The 20,580-nt window shown below is 70.3% G+C and carries 14 protein-coding genes; 6 read left to right on the top strand and 8 right to left on the bottom strand.

Features of this window, described 5'->3' with window-relative positions; translation table 11 throughout:
• Window positions 1–17 precede the first annotated feature (17 nt).
• The 5 genes from ACIA8F_RS28595 (at window position 18) to ACIA8F_RS28575 (ending at window position 6,795) form a co-directional block, all read left to right on the top strand.
• The gene (locus ACIA8F_RS28595; protein WP_399383006.1) at window positions 18–680 is read left to right on the top strand and encodes a DUF3000 domain-containing protein; all 663 of its coding nucleotides are present in this window, start codon (window positions 18–20) and stop codon (window positions 678–680) included.
• Between the two features lie 301 nt (window positions 681–981).
• Window positions 982–1,644: a response regulator transcription factor gene (locus ACIA8F_RS28590; RefSeq protein ID WP_214956508.1), complete on the top strand. Its 663-nt coding sequence runs from the start codon at window positions 982–984 to the stop codon at window positions 1,642–1,644.
• Between the two features lie 133 nt (window positions 1,645–1,777).
• Window positions 1,778–3,088 (top strand): HRDC domain-containing protein, encoded by a 1,311-nt coding sequence (locus ACIA8F_RS28585; RefSeq protein WP_399383005.1) that lies wholly within the window; start codon window positions 1,778–1,780, stop codon window positions 3,086–3,088.
• Window positions 3,089–3,430: 342 nt separating this feature from the next.
• A complete protein-coding gene (locus tag ACIA8F_RS28580; protein WP_399383003.1) occupies window positions 3,431–4,657 on the top strand; it encodes a thiolase family protein in 1,227 nt (408 codons plus the stop codon).
• Window positions 4,654–6,795: a 3-hydroxyacyl-CoA dehydrogenase NAD-binding domain-containing protein gene (locus ACIA8F_RS28575; RefSeq protein ID WP_399383001.1), complete on the top strand. Its 2,142-nt coding sequence runs from the start codon at window positions 4,654–4,656 to the stop codon at window positions 6,793–6,795. The genes ACIA8F_RS28580 and ACIA8F_RS28575 overlap by 4 nt, the downstream gene beginning before the upstream one ends.
• Before the next feature lie 99 nt (window positions 6,796–6,894).
• Here the strand turns inward: ACIA8F_RS28575 and ACIA8F_RS28570 are convergent, their stop codons facing one another.
• The 6 genes from ACIA8F_RS28570 to ACIA8F_RS28545 all read right to left on the bottom strand — a co-directional run bounded on the left by ACIA8F_RS28570 (window position 6,895) and on the right by ACIA8F_RS28545 (window position 16,958).
• Window positions 6,895–8,163, bottom strand: a complete 1,269-nt coding sequence (locus ACIA8F_RS28570; RefSeq protein WP_399382999.1) for a phosphodiester glycosidase family protein — start codon at window positions 8,161–8,163, stop codon at window positions 6,895–6,897.
• A complete protein-coding gene (locus tag ACIA8F_RS28565) occupies window positions 8,156–8,872 on the bottom strand; it encodes a hypothetical protein (RefSeq protein ID WP_399382998.1) in 717 nt (238 codons plus the stop codon). Before ACIA8F_RS28565 ends, ACIA8F_RS28570 begins: the two co-directional genes overlap by 8 nt.
• Window positions 8,869–9,636, bottom strand: a complete 768-nt coding sequence (locus ACIA8F_RS28560) for a rhamnogalacturonan acetylesterase (protein WP_399382996.1) — start codon at window positions 9,634–9,636, stop codon at window positions 8,869–8,871. Before ACIA8F_RS28560 ends, ACIA8F_RS28565 begins: the two co-directional genes overlap by 4 nt.
• 19 nt (window positions 9,637–9,655) lie before the next feature.
• The gene (locus ACIA8F_RS28555) at window positions 9,656–14,095 is read right to left on the bottom strand and encodes a glycosyltransferase (protein WP_399382995.1); all 4,440 of its coding nucleotides are present in this window, start codon (window positions 14,093–14,095) and stop codon (window positions 9,656–9,658) included.
• Window positions 14,092–15,273 (bottom strand): CDP-alcohol phosphatidyltransferase family protein, encoded by a 1,182-nt coding sequence (locus tag ACIA8F_RS28550; protein ID WP_399382993.1) that lies wholly within the window; start codon window positions 15,271–15,273, stop codon window positions 14,092–14,094. Before ACIA8F_RS28550 ends, ACIA8F_RS28555 begins: the two co-directional genes overlap by 4 nt.
• 218 nt (window positions 15,274–15,491) lie before the next feature.
• Window positions 15,492–16,958, bottom strand: a complete 1,467-nt coding sequence (locus tag ACIA8F_RS28545) for a hypothetical protein (RefSeq protein ID WP_399382991.1) — start codon at window positions 16,956–16,958, stop codon at window positions 15,492–15,494.
• A gap of 310 nt (window positions 16,959–17,268) precedes the next feature.
• Between ACIA8F_RS28545 and ACIA8F_RS28540 the strand changes: the two genes are divergently transcribed.
• The gene (locus tag ACIA8F_RS28540; RefSeq protein ID WP_399382990.1) at window positions 17,269–18,333 is read left to right on the top strand and encodes an LCP family protein; all 1,065 of its coding nucleotides are present in this window, start codon (window positions 17,269–17,271) and stop codon (window positions 18,331–18,333) included.
• Between the two features lie 76 nt (window positions 18,334–18,409).
• On the opposite strand, the gene ACIA8F_RS28535 is transcribed toward ACIA8F_RS28540, so the two are convergent.
• Together ACIA8F_RS28535 and ACIA8F_RS28530 are read right to left on the bottom strand one after the other, a co-directional pair.
• A complete protein-coding gene (locus ACIA8F_RS28535) occupies window positions 18,410–18,928 on the bottom strand; it encodes a GNAT family N-acetyltransferase (RefSeq protein WP_399382988.1) in 519 nt (172 codons plus the stop codon).
• A 21-nt stretch (window positions 18,929–18,949) separates the two neighbouring features.
• Entirely contained in the window at window positions 18,950–20,464 is a 1,515-nt protein-coding gene (locus tag ACIA8F_RS28530) for an amino acid permease (protein WP_399382987.1), read from the bottom strand.
• Between the last annotated feature and the right edge of the window lie 116 nt (window positions 20,465–20,580).

Here is a 20,580-nt window from a genome sequence, read left to right as displayed (position 1 = left end):
CGCCTAGTCTTCCCCGCATGGCTGCGGCTCAGGGACGATTTTCAGATGGCGCTGACGGTACGGACAGCGCGAAGGACAGCTCCGTCCCACTCCCGTTCCGGCGGGCGGTCGAGGGCTTGAAGAAGGCGAGACTGCGGCAGGGGATCGAGATCGATCCCACCAAACCGCCACAGAGGCTGGCGCCCCACGCGTACGCGCTGGAGGCGGCGGTCGTGGACGGGGACGAGGACCTGGCCGACGGCCGGCTCATCCTCCTGCACGACCCGGCCGGGCACGACGCCTGGCAGGGCACCTTCCGGCTGGTGACGCTCGTACGGGCGGAACTGGAGCCGGAAATGGCCGTGGACCCGCTCCTCCCCGAGGTGTGCTGGTCCTGGCTGACGGGGGCGCTGGACGCGCGCGGGCTGACGTACGGGGAGGCGAGCGGGACCGTCACGATGGCCGCTTCGCACTACTTCGGCGGGCTCGGCGAGAGGCGCCCGGCGACACAGATCGAGATCCGGGCCTCGTGGACCCCGCGCGAGGGGGTGGGCGGAGTGCCCGACACCGCCGCACACCTGTCGGCCTGGTGCGAACTGCTGTGCCAGATCGCGGGGCTGCCGCCGGTCGGGCCGACCGAGACGGTGACCGGCGTGGTCTCGCTCCCCCAGCGGCGCGGTCCGCATCACCCTCAGGGGTGACGCCCCGAGGCCACGACCCGTCCGACGTGCCGACCCGCGCCGTGGAGCCGGGCCGGACGACGGGCCGGAAGACGGGGCCGAAGACGGGGCCGGATGTCGTTAGAGGGCGCCCCTTGCGGGCTTCTGATCACCCTATGATCGATCGTGCGTCCGAATTGCCCGAATTGTTACTCACCAAATCGTGATCATTCCCTAAAGCCGGGCGGGTGACGTGCCGAAGGAGTCATAGACCATCCGCACGGTTCGCACCGGCTTCCTTCCCCGAGCCGGCCGTCCCGCCACTCCCCCCCAGGAGGCCTAGGTGTCCGTTCTTCTCGAGCAGCCCGCAAGCCTGGTCGCCTACCGCCCGAACAAGCCGACGGCCATGGTCGTCGTGGCCGACCCGCGCGTGCGTTCCACCGTGACCCGCCATTTGTGGGCCCTCGGAGTACGCGACGTGATCGAGGCTTCGTCCATCGCGGAGGCCCGTCCACGCATCGGCAGCCCGCGCGACATCTGCGTGGCCGACGTACACCTGCCCGACGGCTCCGGTCTCACCCTGCTGTCCGAGACCCGCGCCGCCGGTTGGCCGAACGGCCTGGCCCTGTCCGCCGCCGACGACATCGGCGCCGTGCGCAACGCCCTCGCGGGCGGAGTGAAGGGCTACGTCGTCACCGGCACCCGGACCAACATCGGGCTCCCGTCCCGGCCCGGCGCCGCCCCCATCGGCGCTGCCGCGGCCCGTATGCACCGCCGCCCCCCGGGTGCCCCGAGCCACCCGGGCGGCTACCGAGAGCTCTCCGGCCGCGAGGTCGAGGTCCTGCGCCTCGTCGCGGAGGGCCAGTCCAACAAGGCCATCGGCGTCTCGATGGGCTTGTCCGCCCTGACCGTCAAGTCCCACCTCGCACGGATCGCCCGCAAGCTGGGCACCGGCGACCGGGCCGGGATGGTCGCCGTCGCCCTGCGGACCGGGATCATCCACTGACCCGGCCGATATCCCCCGAAAGACTCCGGGAGAACTCCCGGACAACCCGGGGAAACGCCCGTCCTCCCCCCTCGCGCCCGTCGCCGGAACGTTCCGGCGACGGGCGCGCGGCATCCACGGATACCCTTGACCGGTGACCGACGCCCAAGAAACCGCAGCAGGCCTGCGCACCACCACCGGGGGCGGCCCCCCGGACGACGAGGTTTCGTCCGACGGGCTGCCCGTTCCCTTGCTAGAACCCCGTGAGGGCATCCCTCCGGTGGTCGCCGACGCGGCCGCGCTCGCCGAGGTGGTCGCGGCCTTCGCCGCGGGCACCGGACCCGTCGCCGTGGACGCCGAACGCGCCTCCGGCTACCGCTACGGCCAGCGCGCCTACCTCGTGCAGCTGCGCCGCGAGGGTGCGGGCTCCGCGCTCATCGACCCGGTGGGCTGCCCCGACCTCTCCTCCCTGGGCGAGGCCTTGTCCGGCACCGAGTGGATCCTGCACGCCGCCACCCAGGACCTGCCCTGCCTGCGCGAAATAGGCATGGCGCCCACCTCCCTCTTCGACACCGAGCTGGCCGGCCGCCTCGCCGGCTTCCCGCGGGTCGGACTCGGCGCGATGGTCGAGGGGGTCCTCGGCTACTCGCTGGAGAAGGGCCACTCCGCCGTCGACTGGTCGACCCGCCCGCTCCCCGAGCCGTGGCTGCGCTACGCCGCGCTCGACGTGGAGCTGCTCGTGGACCTGCGGGACGCGCTGGAGAAGGAGCTGGACCGGCAGGGCAAGCTGGAATGGGCCCACCAGGAGTTCGACGCCATCGCCTCCGCACCGCCCGCGCCGCCGCGCAAGGACCCGTGGCGCCGCACGTCCGGCATGCACAAGGTGCGCCGGCGCCGGCAGATGGCCGTGGTCCGGGAGCTCTGGGAGTCCCGGGACCGGATCGCGCAGCGACGTGACGTGTCACCGGGCAAGGTGCTGGGTGACGCCGCCATCGTCGAGGCCGCCCTCGCCATGCCGCTGAACGCGCAGGCCCTCTCCGCCCTGCCCGGGTACGGGCAGCGCATGGGCCGGCGCCAGCTGGACCAGTGGATGGCCGCCGTGGACCGGGCGAAGGCCCTGCCCGAGGCCGAGCTGCCGCAGCCGGGGGCGACCCCGGCCGGTCCGCCGCCGCCGCGTTCCTGGGCGGACAAGGACCCGGAGGCCGCGGCGCGGCTGGCCGCGGCCCGGACGGCGGTGTCGGCGCTGGCGGAGGGGCTGAACCTGCCGCAGGAGAACCTGATCACCCCCGACACGGTCCGGCGGCTCTGCTGGGAGCCGCCGCTGCGGCGGGAGCCCGAGGCGGTGGCCGAGGCCCTGGCGGGCTACGGAGCCCGCCCGTGGCAGATCGAGCAGGTGACGGACGCCCTGGTCACGGCGCTGGCCGCGACCCCGCCCGCTCCTCCGGAGCCCCCGACCGAGGACTGACGCACCCCGCGCCCGTGCGCCGCACGACGGAGCCCCCCCGCCCTTCGGGCCGGGGGGCTCCGTCGTGTCCCGGTGCCGATCGGCGAGGCCGACCGGGCTGGCGACCCGGTGTACGCGCAGGCCGTACGCCTCACCGGCGCTGCGCACCCTCGGCGTCGGGGGCGGGTCGGGGTCCGTGGGCGCCCGTCACCGGCGGGGCGGCGGAGTGTGACCTTCGCCGCTCCTCCCAGGGGGGCTGTGCATGCCGGTTACCGACAAGTAGCATGATGAGGTGAGCGGGCGCTCAGCAAGTGGGCGCGCCCCCGCGCAGCAGTGCACACCCGCACCTGGAGGAGAGCCAACGTGCCTCGTACCGTCAGGGACGTCGTCTTCGTCGACGGCGTCCGCACCCCGTTCGGCAAGGCGGGCCCGAAGGGCATCTACAACGAGACCCGCGCCGACGACCTCGTCGTCAAGGCCATCCGGGAGCTGCTGCGCCGCAACCCGGACCTGGATCCCGCGAAGATCGACGAGGTCGCCATCGCCGCGACCACGCAGATCGGCGACCAGGGCCTGACGCTGGGCCGCACGGCCGGCATTCTCGCGGGCCTCCCGCAGTCCGTCCCGGGCTACTCCATCGACCGCATGTGCGCCGGCGCGCTCACCGCCGTGACCGCCGTCGCGGGCGGCGTGGCCTTCGGTGCGTACGACGTCGCCCTCGCCGGCGGTGTCGAGCACATGGGCCGCCACCCCATGGGCGAGGGTGTGGACCCGAACCCGCGCTTCGTCTCCGAGAAGCTGGTCGACGAGTCCGCCCTGTTCATGGGCATGACCGCCGAGAACCTGCACGACCGGTACCCGACGATCACCAAGCTCCGCGCCGACGAGTACGCCGTGCGCTCGCAGGAGAAGGCCGCCAAGGCGTACGCCGACGGCAAGATCCAGCAGGACCTGGTACCGATCTCGGTGCGCAACAACAACGAGGCGGCCGGCGAGACGGGCTGGGGCCTGGTCACCGCCGACGAGCCGATGCGTCCGGGGACCACCCTGGAGAACCTGGCGAACCTCAAGACCCCCTTCCGTACCCACGGCAAGGTCACCGCGGGCAACGCCGCCGGTCTCAACGACGGCGCCACGGCCGCGATCATCGCGTCCGAGGACTTCGCCCGCGAGAACAACCTCCCGGTCAAGATGCGCCTGGTCTCGTACTCCTTCGCGGGCGTCGAGCCGGAGGTCATGGGCTACGGCCCGATCCCGGCCACCGAGAAGGCCCTGGCGCAGGCCGGCCTGACGATCGACGACATCGGCCTCTTCGAGGTCAACGAGGCCTTCGCGGTCCAGGTCCTCGCGTTCCTGGAGCACTACGGCATCGCCGATGACGACGCCCGCGTCAACCAGTACGGCGGGGCCATCGCCTTCGGCCACCCGCTCGCCTCCTCCGGCGTCCGTCTGATGACCCAGCTGGCCCGCCAGTTCGAGGAGCAGCCGGAGGTCCGCTACGGCCTGACCACCATGTGCGTCGGCTTCGGCATGGGCGCCACGGTCATCTGGGAGAACCCGAACTTCACCGCCGAGGGAGACAGCAAGTGAGCACCACCACCACTGAGCTCCTGAAGGGCGCGGCCGAGCTGTTCCCGGACGAGGTCGTCACGCGCGCGCTCGTCCGCCACCTCGACCTGCCCTTCGGCGCCGGGCGCTTCGCGCTCGTCACGCTGGACAACGGCCTGGACCACACCAAGCCGACCACCTTCGGCCCGCAGTCCCTCGCCAACCTGAACGCGGCGATCGACCAGGTCGAGCAGGAGGCCCTCGCGGGCTCCATCGTCGGTGCGGGCATCACCGGCAAGCCGTTCATCTTCGCGGTCGGCGCCGACCTCAAGGGCGTCGAGCTGCTCAAGAAGCACGACGAGGCGCTCGCCATCGGCAAGGGCGGCCACGACGTCTTCAAGCGCCTCGCCGAGCTGGCCGTCCCCACCTTCGCGTACTACAACGGCGCGGCGATGGGCGGCGGTGTCGAGGTCGGTCTGCACTGCACCTACCGCACCGTCTCCAAGGCCATCCCCGCCTTCTCCCTGCCCGAGGTCTTCCTCGGCCTGGTTCCCGGCTGGGGCGGCTGCGCCCTGCTGCCGAACCTGATCGGCGCGGACCGCGCGGTCTCGGTCATCATCGAGAACTCGCTGAACCAGAACCGCCAGCTGAAGGGCAAGCAGGTCTTCGAGCTCGGCATCGCGGACGCGCTGTTCGAGGGCGCGGACTTCCTGGAGCAGTCGCTCCTGTGGACCGCCCGCGTGCTGAAGGGCGAGACCGAGGTCGTCCGCGACGAGATCGACCGCGGCGAGGCCTGGGACGCGGCGGTCGCCCGCGGCCGCTTCATCGCCGACTCCAAGGTGCACGGCGCGGCCCCGGCCGCCTACCGCGCACTGGAGATCATCGAGGCCGCCAAGGACGGCGACCTGCAGAAGGGCTTCGACGCCGAGGACGCCGCGCTCGCGGACCTCATCATGGGCGGCGAACTGCGCTCCGGCATCTACGCCTTCAACCTGGTCCAGAAGCGCGCCAAGCGCCCGGCCGGCGCCCCGGACAAGAACCTGGCCCGCCCGGTCACCAAGGTCGGCGTCGTCGGCGCGGGCCTGATGGCCTCGCAGCTGGCGCTGCTGTTCCTGCGCCGCCTGGAGGTGCCGGTGGTCCTCACCGACATCGACCAGGAGCGCGTGGACAAGGGCGTGGGCTACGTCCACGCCGAGATCCAGAAGCTGCTCGGCAAGGGCCGCATCAACCAGGACAAGGCCAACCGCCTGACCGCCCTGGTGACGGGGGTCCTGGACAAGGCCGAGGGCTTCGCGGACGCGGACTTCATCATCGAGGCCGTGTTCGAGGAGATGTCCGTCAAGCAGAAGGTGTTCGCGGAGGTCGAGGCGGTCGCCCCGGCGCACGCGATCCTCGCCACCAACACCTCCTCGCTGTCGGTCTCCGAGATGGCCTCCAAGCTCCGCCACCCGGAGCGCGTGGTCGGCTTCCACTTCTTCAACCCCGTCGCGATCCTCCCGCTGCTGGAGATCGTCCGCGGCGAGCAGACCGACGACGCCTCGCTGGCCACGGCCTTCGGTGTCGCGCGGAAGCTGAAGAAGACCGCGGTCCTCACCAAGGACGCCCCGGCGTTCGTCGTGAACCGCATCCTGACCCGCTTCATGGGCGAAATCCAGAACGTCATCGACGAGGGCACCCCGGTGGTCACCGCCGAGAAGGCCATCGAGCCGCTCGGCCTGCCGATGTCCCCGCTCGTGCTCCTGGAGCTCGTCGGCCCGGCGATCGGCCTGCACGTCTCCGAGACCCTGAACCGCGCCTTCCCGGAGCGCTTCACGGTGTCCCCGAACCTCGCGGCCGTGGTCAAGGCCGGCAAGCGCGGCTTCTACGTCTACAACGCGGAGAACGGCTTCAAGCCGGAGCTCGACCCCGAGGTCGCCGCCCTCCTCGTGCAGGGCGACTCCGTCCTGACGGAGGAGCAGGTCCGCCACCGCGTCCTGGACGCGGTCGCGCAGGAGATCGGCCTGATGCTGGAGGAGGGTGTCGTGGCCGAGGCCCAGGACATCGACCTCTGCCTCATCACGGGCGCGGGCTGGCCCTTCCACCTGGGCGGGGTCACCCCGTACCTGGACCGCGAAGGCGTGTCCGAGCGGGTGAACGGCAAGAAGTTCCTGGCCCCGGGCGTGGCGAGCGTCCCCGCGTAACGAGCGGCAGCCGGTAACCGGTAACCGGTTGCCGGTGACACGAAGAGCGGGCCGTACGGGAGGAGATCCCGTACGGCCCGCTCTTCACGTCCGCCCGCGTTACTTCTCGAAGATGCCGATCCCGTTGGCGACCGGCCGCTCCGAGGGCTCCGCGCCATCGGCGCCGCGCGGGGTGTTGCGCAGCTGATCGCGCACGACCATCGTGGTGGAACCGCCACCGTCGAGCATCATGGCGTCGCGCGCCCCGAGCGAGGCCATGAGCTTGGACGTCTGCATGACCGTGGCGCCCGCGTCGATCCCCGGTGCCCGTCCGTCGATGGTCACCAGGAGCAGGCTGCCGTTCTTGGTGATGCCGGCGGCGGTCCTCGGGGCCGTCTTCGTGGGCGACGTCGCCTCGCCGATGTCGGGGACTCCGTCGCGCAGCAGCCGGTAGCGGCCGCCCACCGCCGTCTCGACGGGACCGGGGACCACGGATCCGGTCGCGTCGTTCATGACGAAGGAGGTGGTGAGCACGGCGCCGGTCTGGGCGTGCGTGCGCAGCCACTCGGTGCCGGTGCCGATCCCGTAGAGGGTGGTGCCGTTCTTGGGGACGGCGCCCCCGGCGGGTTTGCGGACGCCCGTCACCCGGCCGTCGGCGTCGAGCAGGGCCTCCATGCTGCCCGGCGGGCCGGGAGGCGTACGGTCTCCCCACTCCGGGGTGAAGGACACGAGCTCGTCGGTGTCCGTGCACAGCCCGCCGTACGGTTCCTGCATCGGCTCCTCCGTGACCGCCAGGACGTCGCCGCCGACGCCCCCGCAGCCCAGGATGCGACCGGGCACCCGGTTGATCCCGTCCAGTTCCTGGGGCACGCCGTCGTCGGAGACCACCACCCCGTCGGTGGAGACCTCGTCGACCCGGGCGCTGAGCTTGCCCCGGTTGTAGCCCAGGAGCAGGGTGGGACGGCCCTTGATCGCCTCGCTGAGGACCTTGCCGCCCTCGGTGTAGAGGCCGAGCGGGTCTCCGTCGTAGCCGGCGTAGCTCTTGCCGGTGCTGATGTCGAAGAAGGAGGCGTTGACGGCGGCCAGCGCCCCGAAGGACTCGGCCATCTTGCGCACCGTCTCGGCGTGCGCGACGGCGGGGCCGTGCATGCCCGCCACCCTGACCTTGGCGTCGGGACGGATGGTCAGGACCCGCACGTGCGAGGCTTCCCGGCCGTCGAGCTTGCGGACGGACTCCTTGTACGTGACCCCTTCGGGCAGCCCGAGGTCCTCGGGCTGCGACTCCGAGGGGGCCGGGTCGTCCGGGGTCCGGGGCTCCGCCGTGCAGCCCGCGAGGGTGACGGCCAGGGCCACGGCCAGCGCGGCGGTGAGCCGCGTGCGCCTAGCCACGGACGGCGCCCAGCGCACCGGGAGAGCCACCGAGGTCGCCCACGCGGACTACCACGTGGCCCTCGGCCGCGTGCCCGTCCTGGTCCTCGTAGGTGCACACGAAGCGGTCGTAGCCGTGGAACGAGTGGGGGGCCTGGTACGTGACCGCCCCGTCGGGGGAGCATCCGAGCATGCCGTACCGGGCGATGGTCACTCCGGTCACCCGCAGACCCCCGTTCCTCGCCGGCAGCCCCACGACCTCGCCGGGGCGCAGGTTCAGGAGCCGGGCCGGGATGCTGTGGCGGCGCACGTAGTAGCCCTTGTCCTCGATGCCCGAGGAGGAGGAGAGCTTGTCGCCCTGGAAGGGCATGATGCCGACGACCACGCGCGGCACCACGACGGCACCGTCCGAGCCCTCGTCCAGGACGCGCACCACACAGGTCGCGGTGACCGGCTCGTCGCCCGAGGCGAGGGCCGCATAGCGGCCGTTGGGGAGCTTGCGCATGCCCTGGAGGTCCTCGACCACCACTCCGTCCTCGAGGCTCTCGCCGAGGATGTAGCCGTACGTGCGGAACGCTCCGCCGGACGGGGTCACCGTCATGGCGAGCTGGACCTGTGCGCCGGGCGCCAGGGGGTAGGACGGGTCCGCCGTGGAGAGCAGGTCGAGCACTCCCGTGTAGGGCCCCTGCGAGGCCCAGGCGCGGACCAGGGGGAACCAGTTCCCGCTCACTTCATGCCTCCCGCGACACGTGCCTTGGTCATCTGGTCGAAGACGGTGTCGTCGAGGAACTCCACCACCTGGTCCGCGTCGAAGCCCGTCTCCAGGTTCCGGAAGAAGTGCGCGGGCAGCATGCCCTGCGCCAGCAGCCGGCTCGCGACGAACCGGGAGCACTCCAGCGCCCCGTGGGACCGCAGGTGGGAGTTGTCGGCCACCCCTTCGGGGTAGTTGGGGTGCTCGCCCGGCTGAAGGTACACGAACAGGCTCTTGGTGCCGTCCGGACCGAGCTGGCGCCACCAGGCGATGGACCACTCGTTCAGGTCGATCAGCGGCACGGCGAGCTCCGCCGCCACCTCGCGCATCGCGGCGGGGTACATCAGCAGTGGCCGGCGCATGTTGCCGAACCGGTCGAAGACCCGGCGTTCGTGGCTGGTGACGAGCACCGGGTGGGCACCGCGGTCGCGCGCCTCGTTCACGTAGCGCCGCAGGTTGGTCTGGAAGGCGCCGAACGGCTCGGTGAAGATGCCGGGCTGCTCCTTCATGTCGGTGAGGCCGAAGGAGACGACCAGGAGGTCCTCCGGCTTGATGTTGTCCAGGATCCAGCCCAGGCGGCCGCGTTCCATGAAGCTCTTGGTGCTGGCGCCCGCGCGGGCGCAGTTGACCACCTCGACCCCCTGCAGGAACAGCGGGAGCGTCTGCCCCCAGCCGGCCATGGGCGCCATGCTGCGCTGGCGGCTGCAGACCGTCGATCCGCCCGCCAGGTATACCGCCGTCATCGTGCGTCCCCCACGTGTCTCAGAACTCCCCGTTTCCGCGTTCCCCGAAGTGCAGCCGGGCCCGTTCGTCACCCACGATGTTGGAGTCCATCGACTCGATGACCTTGAAGGCACGCTCGCAGTTCGAGGTGTCGCGCAGGATGAAGAAGTCGTCCACGCGCTGCTTGTACTGCGGTTCGAGCTGGAAGTTCCGCTCGAGGACGCCGATGATCTCCTGCACCGCGTGGTCGACGGTCCGGCAGGCCGGGCCGAAGCCGTCCCTGTCGATGTCGAAGTACCCGCGCTTGTAGTGCTTGCTGTAGAAGGACTCGTCGTCGAAGTTCGTGTACACGACCGGCTTGCCCATGTAGGCCACGTCGAAGAACACCGAGGAGTAGTCGGTGACCATCATGGAGCACTCGCGCATGGCCAGCTGCACGTCGCGGCCCGTCGAGGACACGATGATCGACGGGTGCTCGATCTTGAAGTGCTGGAGGTAGGGCCGGATCTCGTAGTGCGGCATGAACTCCAGCTCGACCCCGTGGTACTGGAGCGCGGCGAGCAGCCGCTCGTTGCGCAGCAGGGACGAGAAGAAGCGGTAGTACTCGGACGCCGCGAACGGGATCTCGGGCTTGGCCGCCTTGTTGTACGAGGGCGCCACGATGTCACGGCGCCAGGTGGGCATGACCAGGACCCGGCGGAGCCCCGGCACCGGCTCCAGCGCGTCGAAGCGGGGCATGCCCGTGGCGGCGACGCGCCCGTAGCCGTAGCCGCAGTGCTCCGCGGTGTAGGACCGCTCGCTGCGCCCCGTGCTGAGGACCATGTCGACGTTGGTGGTCTGGCCGTGGATCGAGGCGACGACGTCGTTGTAGCCCACGCCGTGCCCGAGGAACACGCGCTTGTAGCGCAGCAGGTCGCCGTAGCCGCGCAGGAAGGAGCGCTTGTTCAGGCCCGGGAAGCCGAGGTAGGCCTCCAGGTCGTAGGAGTTGATCAGGCGCTCGGCGTGCAGCAGGTACGCGCGGTGCTTCCACGAGAGCCTGTCGATGACCTGCCCGTACTGGGCGACCTTGTCCCAGTCGTGCGCGTCGCCGTTCATCGAGTAGTAGATCTTGCGCTTGGGCTGGTTCAGCCGGATCCACTTGAAGAGGTGGTAGCTGTTGTCCTGGGCGGTGTCCTCGCGTTCACCGATGATCCAGATGCCCCGGCCGTGCAGGTAGGGGTAGGTCAGCCAGTACATGAAGCGGGTACGCCAGCCCGGACGGCCGGGAAGGGAGTTGCGCAGCTCCTGGCGGAAGCGGCGCAGCTTGTCCTTGCGCCGCGCCGCGAAGCCCTTCACCCAGCGCGCGGTGACCTGCTCCTCCTCGTCGATCGACAGGAGGAAGCGCTGCCGGCCCGAGGTGTGCACCCCCTTGAAGCGGTGCATGTTCATGCGGGCCGCGAGCTTGATGTCGTGGTGGCGGTCCTCGTCGAGGACCCGGATCACCATCGTCAGCTCGGCGTTGGCCAGGGGGTTGAGCGCGGACGGGCGCGCGGTGGCGCGCCAGCCGGAGAACCAGTCCTGGTTCTTGCGGGTGCGCCAGCGGTCGCGGCGGTAGACCTGCTCGACGGGGAGCGCCACCTCGCGCGTCCCGTCGGAGAACACCAGCTGGAGGCGGTTGGTGTACTGCGCGTCGATGTCCACGCCGGACAGGACGAGGAGGCCCTCGAACTGGATCTCGTCGCCCTTCCAGACGAAGGTCTCCATGACGGCGTTGGACCGCGGGACGCGCAGCAGCTTCGTCTCCACCGGGTCGCTCGCCAGCCGCCGGTAGATGCCCTCGTCGTCGAGGTAGAGCCTGGGCAGGAACTCGGGCGCGCCCAGCGGGTCGGCGAAGAGTTCGAGGTTGCCCGTGACGATCGCGTGGTGCTGGACCTTGGACTGCGGGTGGGTGGCGTACTGCAGGATGATCTCGTCGGGGATCTTGCTGTAGACCGAGGCGAGCAGGGGAAGGACCCCGGCGAGCTCCGTCTTGCTCATGATGCGGTGCATGTTGCGCACGTAGGGCTGGAGCGAGCGGACGACGAAGCGGTGGGCCAGGCGGACGACCCGGGGCGGTGCGCCCTGGACCGACGCGAGGACGTACTCGGCCAGCCGGACCCGGTCCACGGCCTTGGCCGGGTCGTTCCAGGGACGGTCGAAGAGGGAGTTCTGCTTCTCTTCCTCGCGCTCGAAGAAGCGGGCGCCGCGGGCGATGGTCAGCGTCTTGGAGAACAGCAGGGCGGGGACGGTGAACCAGTCGTCCTCCAGGCCGTGGCCCGGACCGCACCGGAAGCCGTGCTCGCGCACGAAGGAGGTCTTGAAGAGCTTGCCGCCGAGCCGGGTCGAGAAGACCAGGTACGGGGCGTCGGCCAGCCTGCGGACGGTGTCCTTGGAGGTGAAGTAGCGCTCCCAGGGCTCGTCCTTGCCGAGCCAGGGGCCCGGGAAGTTGTCCGCCACGCCCACGACGGCGTCGGCGCCCTTGGCCTTCCGGGCCGCGGTGAGCAGGCGGCCCACGGAGTCCTCGCCGAGGATGTCCCGGGCCCGCGCGAACATCACGTAGGGGGCGGCGGCGTACTGCAGGCCGTTCTCGAAGGCGATGCGTCCGCCAAGGCTCTGCTGGGTGACGACCATCGCGTTCGGGTAGTAGGCGGCGAAGGCCGCCAGCTGCTGGGCGGTGGTGTCGTTCGAGCCGTCGTCGACGAACACCACCTGGGTGCTGCCGAAACTGCCCTGGGCGACGAGGGAGGAGAGGAACTCGCGCAGGTGGTACTCGTCGTTGTGGCACAGGACCACGAGCGCCGCGGCGTACTGCTCCGGAGCCTGGACGGGTCCGGTCGGCTTGACCTCCTGCCACCACAGCCAGGGGGTTCCCCGGTCGGAGGCCTTGGCCTGCAGCGCCTCGGTCTCCGGGCGCAGGCCCAGGTTTCCGCTGATGGTCTCGTAGACCTCGTGGACGCCCGTGGCGGAGGCGTACCGCAGGCTGGTGGCGTCGAGTCCGCTGACGTTGAGGGCGGTGGAGGCCCGCTCGCCGTCGTGCCGGAGCTGGACGAAGAAGTTCCAGTGCCCGGCGCGGTCGGCCTTGTCCAGGGTGGAGGTGAGGTCGACGGTGGCGTGGTAGCGGATCCAGTCCCCGTCGATCTCCAGGCTGGAGACGGGGAAGTGGTAGTCGGTCTTGGAGCTGCGGCGGCGCAGCACCGCGATGAGCTCGACCTTGTCCTCGGGGCGGACCCGGCCGAACTGGTTGCGTATCGCGCCCGCTATGTGCAGTTCGCCGTCGACCAGCTCGACCGAGGTCGCCTGGTTGTAGAGGCGGGCGTCGGCGAGCTTCTGGCCGGTCAGGTCGAGCTCGGTGACTTCCAGGAAGCGCTCGGCGTCGGGGTGGCGCAGCAGCGATCCGGACCAGAACACCCGCCCGTCGCGCTCCACGACGTCGGAGCTGATGACGCTGCGGCGCCGCATGTAGTCGGCGGCGGACACGGCGATGTCGACCCGGCCGTGCATCAGGCCGAAGGCGCGCACGCGCTCCATGGGGCCGCACAGCTCGTAGGTGGTGGGCTCCAGGGTGCGCAGGTACGGGGCCACGGCCGCGAGGAACCCGTTGCGGTAGTCGCGGTCGCCGCTGCGGAGCTCGGGCGTGTACAGGCGCAGGTCGTGCGAGAGGAACTTGGCGGCCTTGCGGGCCAGCAGGTCGGGCCGGCCCACGCTGTGCAGGAAGCTGTCGGCGTACTGGTGCACCAGGATGCGGTCGCGGATGCTGCGCAGCTCGTGGCGGCGGTTGGTGATCGAGGGCTGGTCGGACTCCCGCTCCCACATCCACCGGTAGACCGGGGTGGCGAGGATGGTGAACGAGCGCGCGTGGAAGTTCGCGACCGTGGAGAAGTACGTGTCCTCGAAGAAGACGCCTTCGGGGAAGCGGATGCCGAAGTTGTTCAGGTAGTCCCGCCGGTACAGCTTGCCGGCGGCGATCGGGTCCTCGAAGAGCTCCGGCATGGCCGACAGGCCGCCGACCGTCTGGTCGGCGGGGTACAGCTGCGGCTGCCAGACGGTGACCTCGTCGGTGGCCTGGTTGATGCGCACGACGCGGCCGGCGGTGACCTCCGACCCGGTGACGACGGCGGAGGAGAGCAGGCTCTCGACGGCCTTGAGCGGCAGCTCGTCGTCCGCGTCGAGGAACATCACGAACTGGCCGGAGGCCGCTTCGATGCCGTTGTTGCGGGGGGCGCCGCAGCCTCCGCTGTTGTGCTGGCGCTCGATGATGCGCACCCGGCGGTCCTGGGCGGCGAACTGGCGGGCGACGCCCCGGGTGCCGTCGGTGGAGCAGTCGTCGACGACGAGTACCTCGATGCCCCGGTGCGTCTGGGCCACGGCCGACTGGATCGCCCGGGCGAGAGTGGCGCTCGCGTTGAAGGCCGGGATGACGATCGTGACGCCGTACGGGGAGATGTCGACCGGGAAACTCATCTGGGGTGGCGCTCTCGTTCGGCGTAGTCAGGTCGCTGCGAGTTCTGCGAGGGGATCTGGGCCAGCTGCATCGTGTCGGTCACGCTGCCGGTGAACTGGTCCGTGTAGGCCCGCGGAAACGGCTCGAAACCGGGGTCCTCGTAGGGCTCGGGTGCGGGGAACATCTGGGCGGGGTCGATTCCGCCGAGGACGTCCTCGCCGCGGCGCCGGTGGCGTCCTGCGTGCAGGTGCGGGGCGATGGAGCCGGCCCTGGAGGGGATGTTGCCCGGGTCGAGGCGTTCCATCGTGCGCGTGAAGTCGCGGGTGGAGAGCCAGAACTTGAACATGATGACGAGCTCGAAGCCGCCCATCAGCACGGCGGACACCGCGGTGGTCCACAGGATGTGACCGATGACGGGGCCGATGATGAAGATGAACATCTGGAACTCGATGCCGCTGATGAGGTGCGGCCGGATGCGGCTCTGCACCAGGGCGTGGCGGAACCGTGCGTACCAGGGGAAGCTCTCGCGGAACTGCTGGTGGAGGTCGATGACCTCGGCCTGCTCGACCTGCGCGGTCTCCCGCTTGAGTTCGTCGGCCTGGCCGAGGGGGTTCTCCCGCAGGAGGTCCTCGATGAAGACGACCTTGCGCTCCTCCTCCTCGATGCCCTCCTCTGCCTGGCGGGCGAGCGTGACGGCCTCGATCTTGTTACGCATGGACATGCGCATCTTGTAGATCTGGAGGGCGTCGACGTAGCGGAGCATGTCGAGGAAGATCACGACGAGGGCCGCGAGGAGGTAGACCTCTTCGTCGTGCTGCAGGAACTGCCCGCCCATGAGGGCCAGGGCGCAGAACAGCACGCGGATGCGGTCGAAGACGTAGTCGAGCCAGCCGCCGAAGATGGTGCCGTTGCCCTTGAGGCGGGCGAGCTTTCCGTCGATGCAGTCGAGGATGAAGCTGACGTGGTACAGCCCCGCGCCGATGCACAGGGAGACCCAGTCGCCCTGGAGGAAGAAGTAGGCCGAGCCCAGGCCGACGTAGAGCGCGGCCCACGTCACACGGTTGGGCGTCACGAAGTTCCAGCGCGCGAAGACGCAGACGAGGCGGGTCGCGATCGGATCGACAAGAAGGACCGTCCACCAGGCGTCCCGTTTTTTGCACGTGAGCTTCTGGACGGCCTTCAGTGACAGCTTGGACATAACCCCTCAGTCGTCAACGGCGCCAACCTGTTCAACAGAGCGCCTGCGCCCACCCCACGAGACACGGAAGCGAGCGCCGCCCCCGTGACGCCGAACGTTCACCTATGGTCCAGGTAAATGGGCGCTGAATGACCATAACAAGTCACCGGTGAAGCCATCCAGCACAGAAGGCGGCGACCAGAGTCTTTAAACCTGCATATTCCTGAAGTAAACGATCCTTAGTGGACAGTCCACGGAGTGAACTCCAAGCCCTGAGATCCCAGTTGCTGGCGCGCCACGCGGAGCCTTCCGTCCATTCCCACTGTGGCGATCACCACACGGCCGTGGCTGTCAAAAGCCGCCGCGGGCGGAACCGCCGAGGGCTCCCCGGACTCTTCCCACCACACCCCGATGTCCGGCCGTCCGTCCGGATGCGCACCGATCGCCGTCACTCCCCCGGTGCCCTCGCGCACGAGCACCGTGCAGCCCCACCCCTGGATGTCGGCTCCCGACACCCCGGCGACCGGCCCGAGGCCCTCGGGCCCGCCGAGCCCTATCGGCACCTGCGCGCCCGGCCACCAGACGCAGACCTCGTTGCTCCCGGCATAGCGGAAACGCACGACTCCGCTCTCCGGGGCCACCGAGAGGCTGCCCGGGTAGGGGCTCACGGGAATCCGCCGGTCCTCCGCCCAGGGCGCCTTCACGTCCTGCTGGAACCAGTGCCCCGCGGACGCGGTGTCACGCGCCCTCGCCACCATGTGCACCCCGCCCTGCGCGGCCGGGAAGGCGACCAGCTCGTCGGCCACCCGCAGTCCGCCCAGCGCTTCCCAGCCGGACATGCGCCCCTTCGGGGTCTGCCGCCGGACGCTGACGCTGTGCCCGAAGTTGCGCACGAACACGTGCAGATCGCCGTTCGCGTCGAAGGCGGCCGCGGGAAATCCGGTTTCCCGGGCCTTCTGCCAGCTCGACGCGTTGGGGTTGCCGACCGAGGTCCAGGGGCCGAGGGGCCGGCCCGTCTGGTACTGGGCGGCGTACACCACCTCGACGTCGGAGCCGCTCTCCTTGCGCTTGGTCCGGCTCAGGCCGAACAGGTACGCGTAGCCCTCGGGGCCCTGCAGCACGGTCAGCCCCGGCATCAGCTCCGGGCCGGCGAGCAGCTCCGGGCCGGTCCAGCCTTCGGCCTCGGTGCGCCCCTCGGTCCAGCGGACCACGCCGGCGGCCGTCGGCAGGTACGCGGACAGCCGCCCGTCCTTGCCCGTGAGCAGCCATCCGGACGGGCGGGGGTAGCGGGAGCCGGCCGCGGCGGGCAGCGCCGGGTCCGCTCCGGCCCGGCGGCAGTCCACGAACACCGGGGTGCCGGTCTCGAGCTGGTAGCGGCGGGCGGCCCTGAGGGTGCTGCGTGCCACCTGTCCACGCGCCGGCGGCTCGGTGACGATCGGGAGCTTGCGCTCGTTGTCGACGCCGGTGTGCTCGGGGTCCGGATCGAGGGTGCGCACGCGCACGGGACCGATGTCGCGGAGGATCTCGAAGATCTGGCCCGCGAGGTTGCCCTCCTCCGGATAGAGGAGGAACGGTTCGCCGGGGAAACTGCACCCGCGCCGCTTCGCCTGGGCCACGGCCGCTTCGAGCACACGGTGCTCGGCGGGGGCGCCGCCGTCGAGGAAGACCAGCTCGATCGCCGAACCGGAAGGTTCGGAATGGATCATGGGAACGGCGTCGGCGGGGCCGGCGACGACGACGGCCACCGCGGGGGCCCGGCCCGGCTGCGGAGCGGAATCCTGCCGCAGTTGCTCGCGAGAGGCGTCACCGCGTCGCGCACGTCGTCCGGTATTTCGGCCCATGGCTCTTACTCCCCCTCCCCCGCGCAGTGGGGACTCCGGTATTTTCCGCATCACGGCCGACCAGGAGGACGATAAGCGCACTCCCATTCGACTTGGAAATCTGCTTATAGTGCAGCGGCATCCGGCCACCCTTGCCCGCTGCCCTCCGACCCAGGGCCCCGAGGATTCGAGCAGTATGACCCAAGACACCACCGTACGCAGTCGTCGGCGATCCGCAGGGCGCGGGGTGCGTCCGCGCAGGCGCGTCCTGAGGATCGTCCTCGTCGTACTGGTCCTGCTGCTGCTCGGCGCCGCCGGCACCGGCTGGTGGGCATACAACCACCTCAACGGGAACATCGACAGTGTCGACCTGGACCAGGCGATCGGAGCCGACAACCGCCCCGCGAAGGTGCCGGACAGCGGACAGAACATCCTGGTCCTCGGCTCCGACTCGCGCGCCGGCGCCAACGGTGAGCTCGATCACGGTGATGTCAGCGGCTCCCGCTCGGACACCAACATGCTGGTGCACATACCCGAGGGCCGTAAGAAGGCCACCGCGATCAGCATCCCCCGCGACACCCTCATCACCCGGCCGGAGTGCAAGGACAAGAACGGCAAGACGGTCCCCGGGGCGAACCGGGTCATGATCAACAGCGTGATCGGGACCGCCGGTCCGGCCTGCGTCGTCAAGACCGTCGAGCAGATGTCCGGCATCCGCGTCGACCACCTCGTGAAGGTGGAGTTCGCCGGCTTCAAGGAGCTGGTGGACGCACTCGGCGGCGTGGACGTGACCCTCGACAAGCCCATCAAGGGCGGCCTGAACCTCGACGCCGGCACGCACCGCCTGAACGGCACGGACTCGCTCAAGTTCGTTCGCACCCGCCACGGTTATGGCGACGGCAGCGACCTCGGCCGCATCGACCTCCAGCAGAAGTTCATGATCGCGATGCTGTCGGAGATCAAGAAGCAGGACGTCCTCAGCAGCCCGGCCCGGCTCTACAAGCTCGCCGACGCCGGCACCAAGGCGCTGACCACGGACGCCGAACTCGACTCCCTCAAGGGCCTGTCGGACTTCGCCCAGAGCATGAAGGGCGTGGACCCGGAGACCATGGAGACGATCATGCTCCCGGTCGCCTACGACAAGGTCGACAAGAACCGCGTCATCGCCGCGGAGCCGCAGTCCGCCCAGCTGTGGGAGGCCCTGCGCAGGGACGAGCCGATTCCGGCCGCGGCCAAGAAGTCCCCCGCCACCGGCGGCTGACGGACACCGCCTCCGCCGTCGGCTCCACCCCCGGCCCGCAGCCCCGGCCCCGCAAGGGTGCCGGGGCTCCTCGGCGTTACGAGCCGTCGTCGCCGCCCAGCACCGCGCGCCAGTCGCTGCTCGCGTGCCACTGCCCCGGCGGGTACTCGAAGCGCACCTCCCCGAGGAGTTCGAACCCGGCCGCGCGGCACACCGCGTTGGACGCCGGGTGGTCGACGGCCGGGAAGGCGTGCAGGTGGCGGCGGGCGCCGTGGACTCCCGCGTGGACCACGAGCGCCCGGGCCGCGCGGGCGGCGAGCCCGCGGCCCTGGAACTCGGGCAGGATGCTCCAGCCGGCCTCATACACCTCCTCGTCCTGCCAGACCCGCTCCCAGAAGCCGATGCTGCCCACGCTCTCCCCGTCGGCCACGACCCGGAACATCCGCCCGGCCTCCGGTTCCCCGGCGCTCATCGCCAGGTAGCGCCGGTGGCGGTCCCGGAGCTTGGCCTCGGTCTCCGGGCCGCCCAGGTGTTCCGTCATGGCGGGCTCGTTCTTGCGCAGCAGCAGCCAGAAGTCGTCCTCCGCCCAGGGTTCCAGTCCTACGGTGCTCTCCATGCCTTCACCGTAGGAGACGGGTCAGCGGCCCTCGCGCGCCGGGTTCGGGGTCATGCCCTCGCCCCGGCCCAGCCGGCTGTGCTGCCTCCCGTAGAGGAAGTAGACGAAGAAGCCGATGACCATCCAGATCCCGAACCGCAGCCAGGTCTCGGCCGGCAGGTTCAGCATCAGCCAGACCGACGCGGCGATCGACACGACGGGCACGAACGGTACCCACGGGGTACGGAAGGACCGGTGCAGGTCGGGGCGGGTGCGGCGCAGGATCATCACGCCGAGCGCGACGACCACGAAGGCGAAGAGGGTGCCGATGTTCACCAGGGTCGCCAGCTCGTTGATGCTGGTGAACCCGGCGACGACGGCGATGATCCCGCCGAGCAGGATCGTGGGCCGGTAGGGCGTACGGAACTTCGGGTGGGTCCGCGAGAAGAAGCGCGGCAGCAGGCCGTCGCGGCTCATCGCGAAGAACACCCGGGTCTGGCCCAGCAGCAGGATCATGCACACGGTGGTCAGGCCCACGGCGGCGCCGAAGCTGATGATGCCCCCGTAGACGGGATGGCCGGCGGATTTGAAGGCGTCGGCCAGCGGAGCGCTGACGGAGAGCTCCTTGTAGTTCTGCATGCCGGTCACCACGATCGAGACCGCCACGTAGAGCACGGTGCAGATGATCAGCGAGCCGAGGATGCCGCGCGGCATGTCCCGCTGCGGGAGCTTGGTCTCCTCGGCCGCGGTGGCCACCACGTCGAAGCCGATGAAGGCGAAGAAGACCACGGAGGCGGCGGTGAAGATGCCCATGACGCCGAAGTTGGTGGGCTCGTAGCCGAAGAGCAGCTGGACGAGCGGGGCATCGAGCCCGGAACCGCCCGTCTGCGGTTCGGCGGGCGGGATGAAGGGCGTGTAGTTGGACTTCGTGATGAAGAACAGGCCGGCGATGATCACGATGAGCACCACCGTGACCTTGATCGCGACGACCACGGTGGTGATCCGCGCGGACAGCTTCACGCCGACGACCAGGATCACGGTCAGGACCAGGACCAGGACGAAGGCGAGCAGGTCGAAGTGGCCGCCCGGCACGTCGGGGCCCTGGAGCGAGGCGGGCAGGTGGACTCCGGCGTTGTCCATGAGCGAGCGGACGTACCCCGACCAGCCGACGGCGACGACCGCGGTGCCGAGCGCGAACTCCAGCACGAGGTCCCAGCCGATGATCCAGGCGGGCAGCTCGCCGATCGAGGCGTACGAGAAGGTGTACGCGGATCCGGCCACCGGGACGGTCGAGGCGAACTCGGCGTAGCACAGGGCGGCGAGGGCGCACACGATGCCGGCGGCGACGAAGGCGAGGGCGGTGGCGGGGCCGGCGGTCTCCTTGGCGACCTTGCCCGTGAGGACGAAGATGCCGGTGCCGATGATCACGCCGACGCCGAAGACGGTCAGGTCCCAGGAGGAGAGCGACTTCTTGAGCGCGTGTTCCGGCTCTTCCGTGTCGAGGATCGACTGTTCGACTGATTTGGTACGGAAGGGACCGTTCTGGTTCCTACTCACCGACGCACCTCCGCAGGAGAGACCGCATCGAAGCGAAACGGGCCGGAAGGCCCACCCTCCAAGGGTGAACCTCCCGGCCCGTGACGTGCAACCGCAGATGATCAGTCGACCGGTCA

The organism is Streptomyces sp. NPDC051563, from assembly GCF_044454225.1.
Lineage (GTDB): Bacteria > Actinomycetota > Actinomycetes > Streptomycetales > Streptomycetaceae > Streptomyces.
This window is presented reverse-complemented; position numbering and strand designations above follow the sequence as displayed.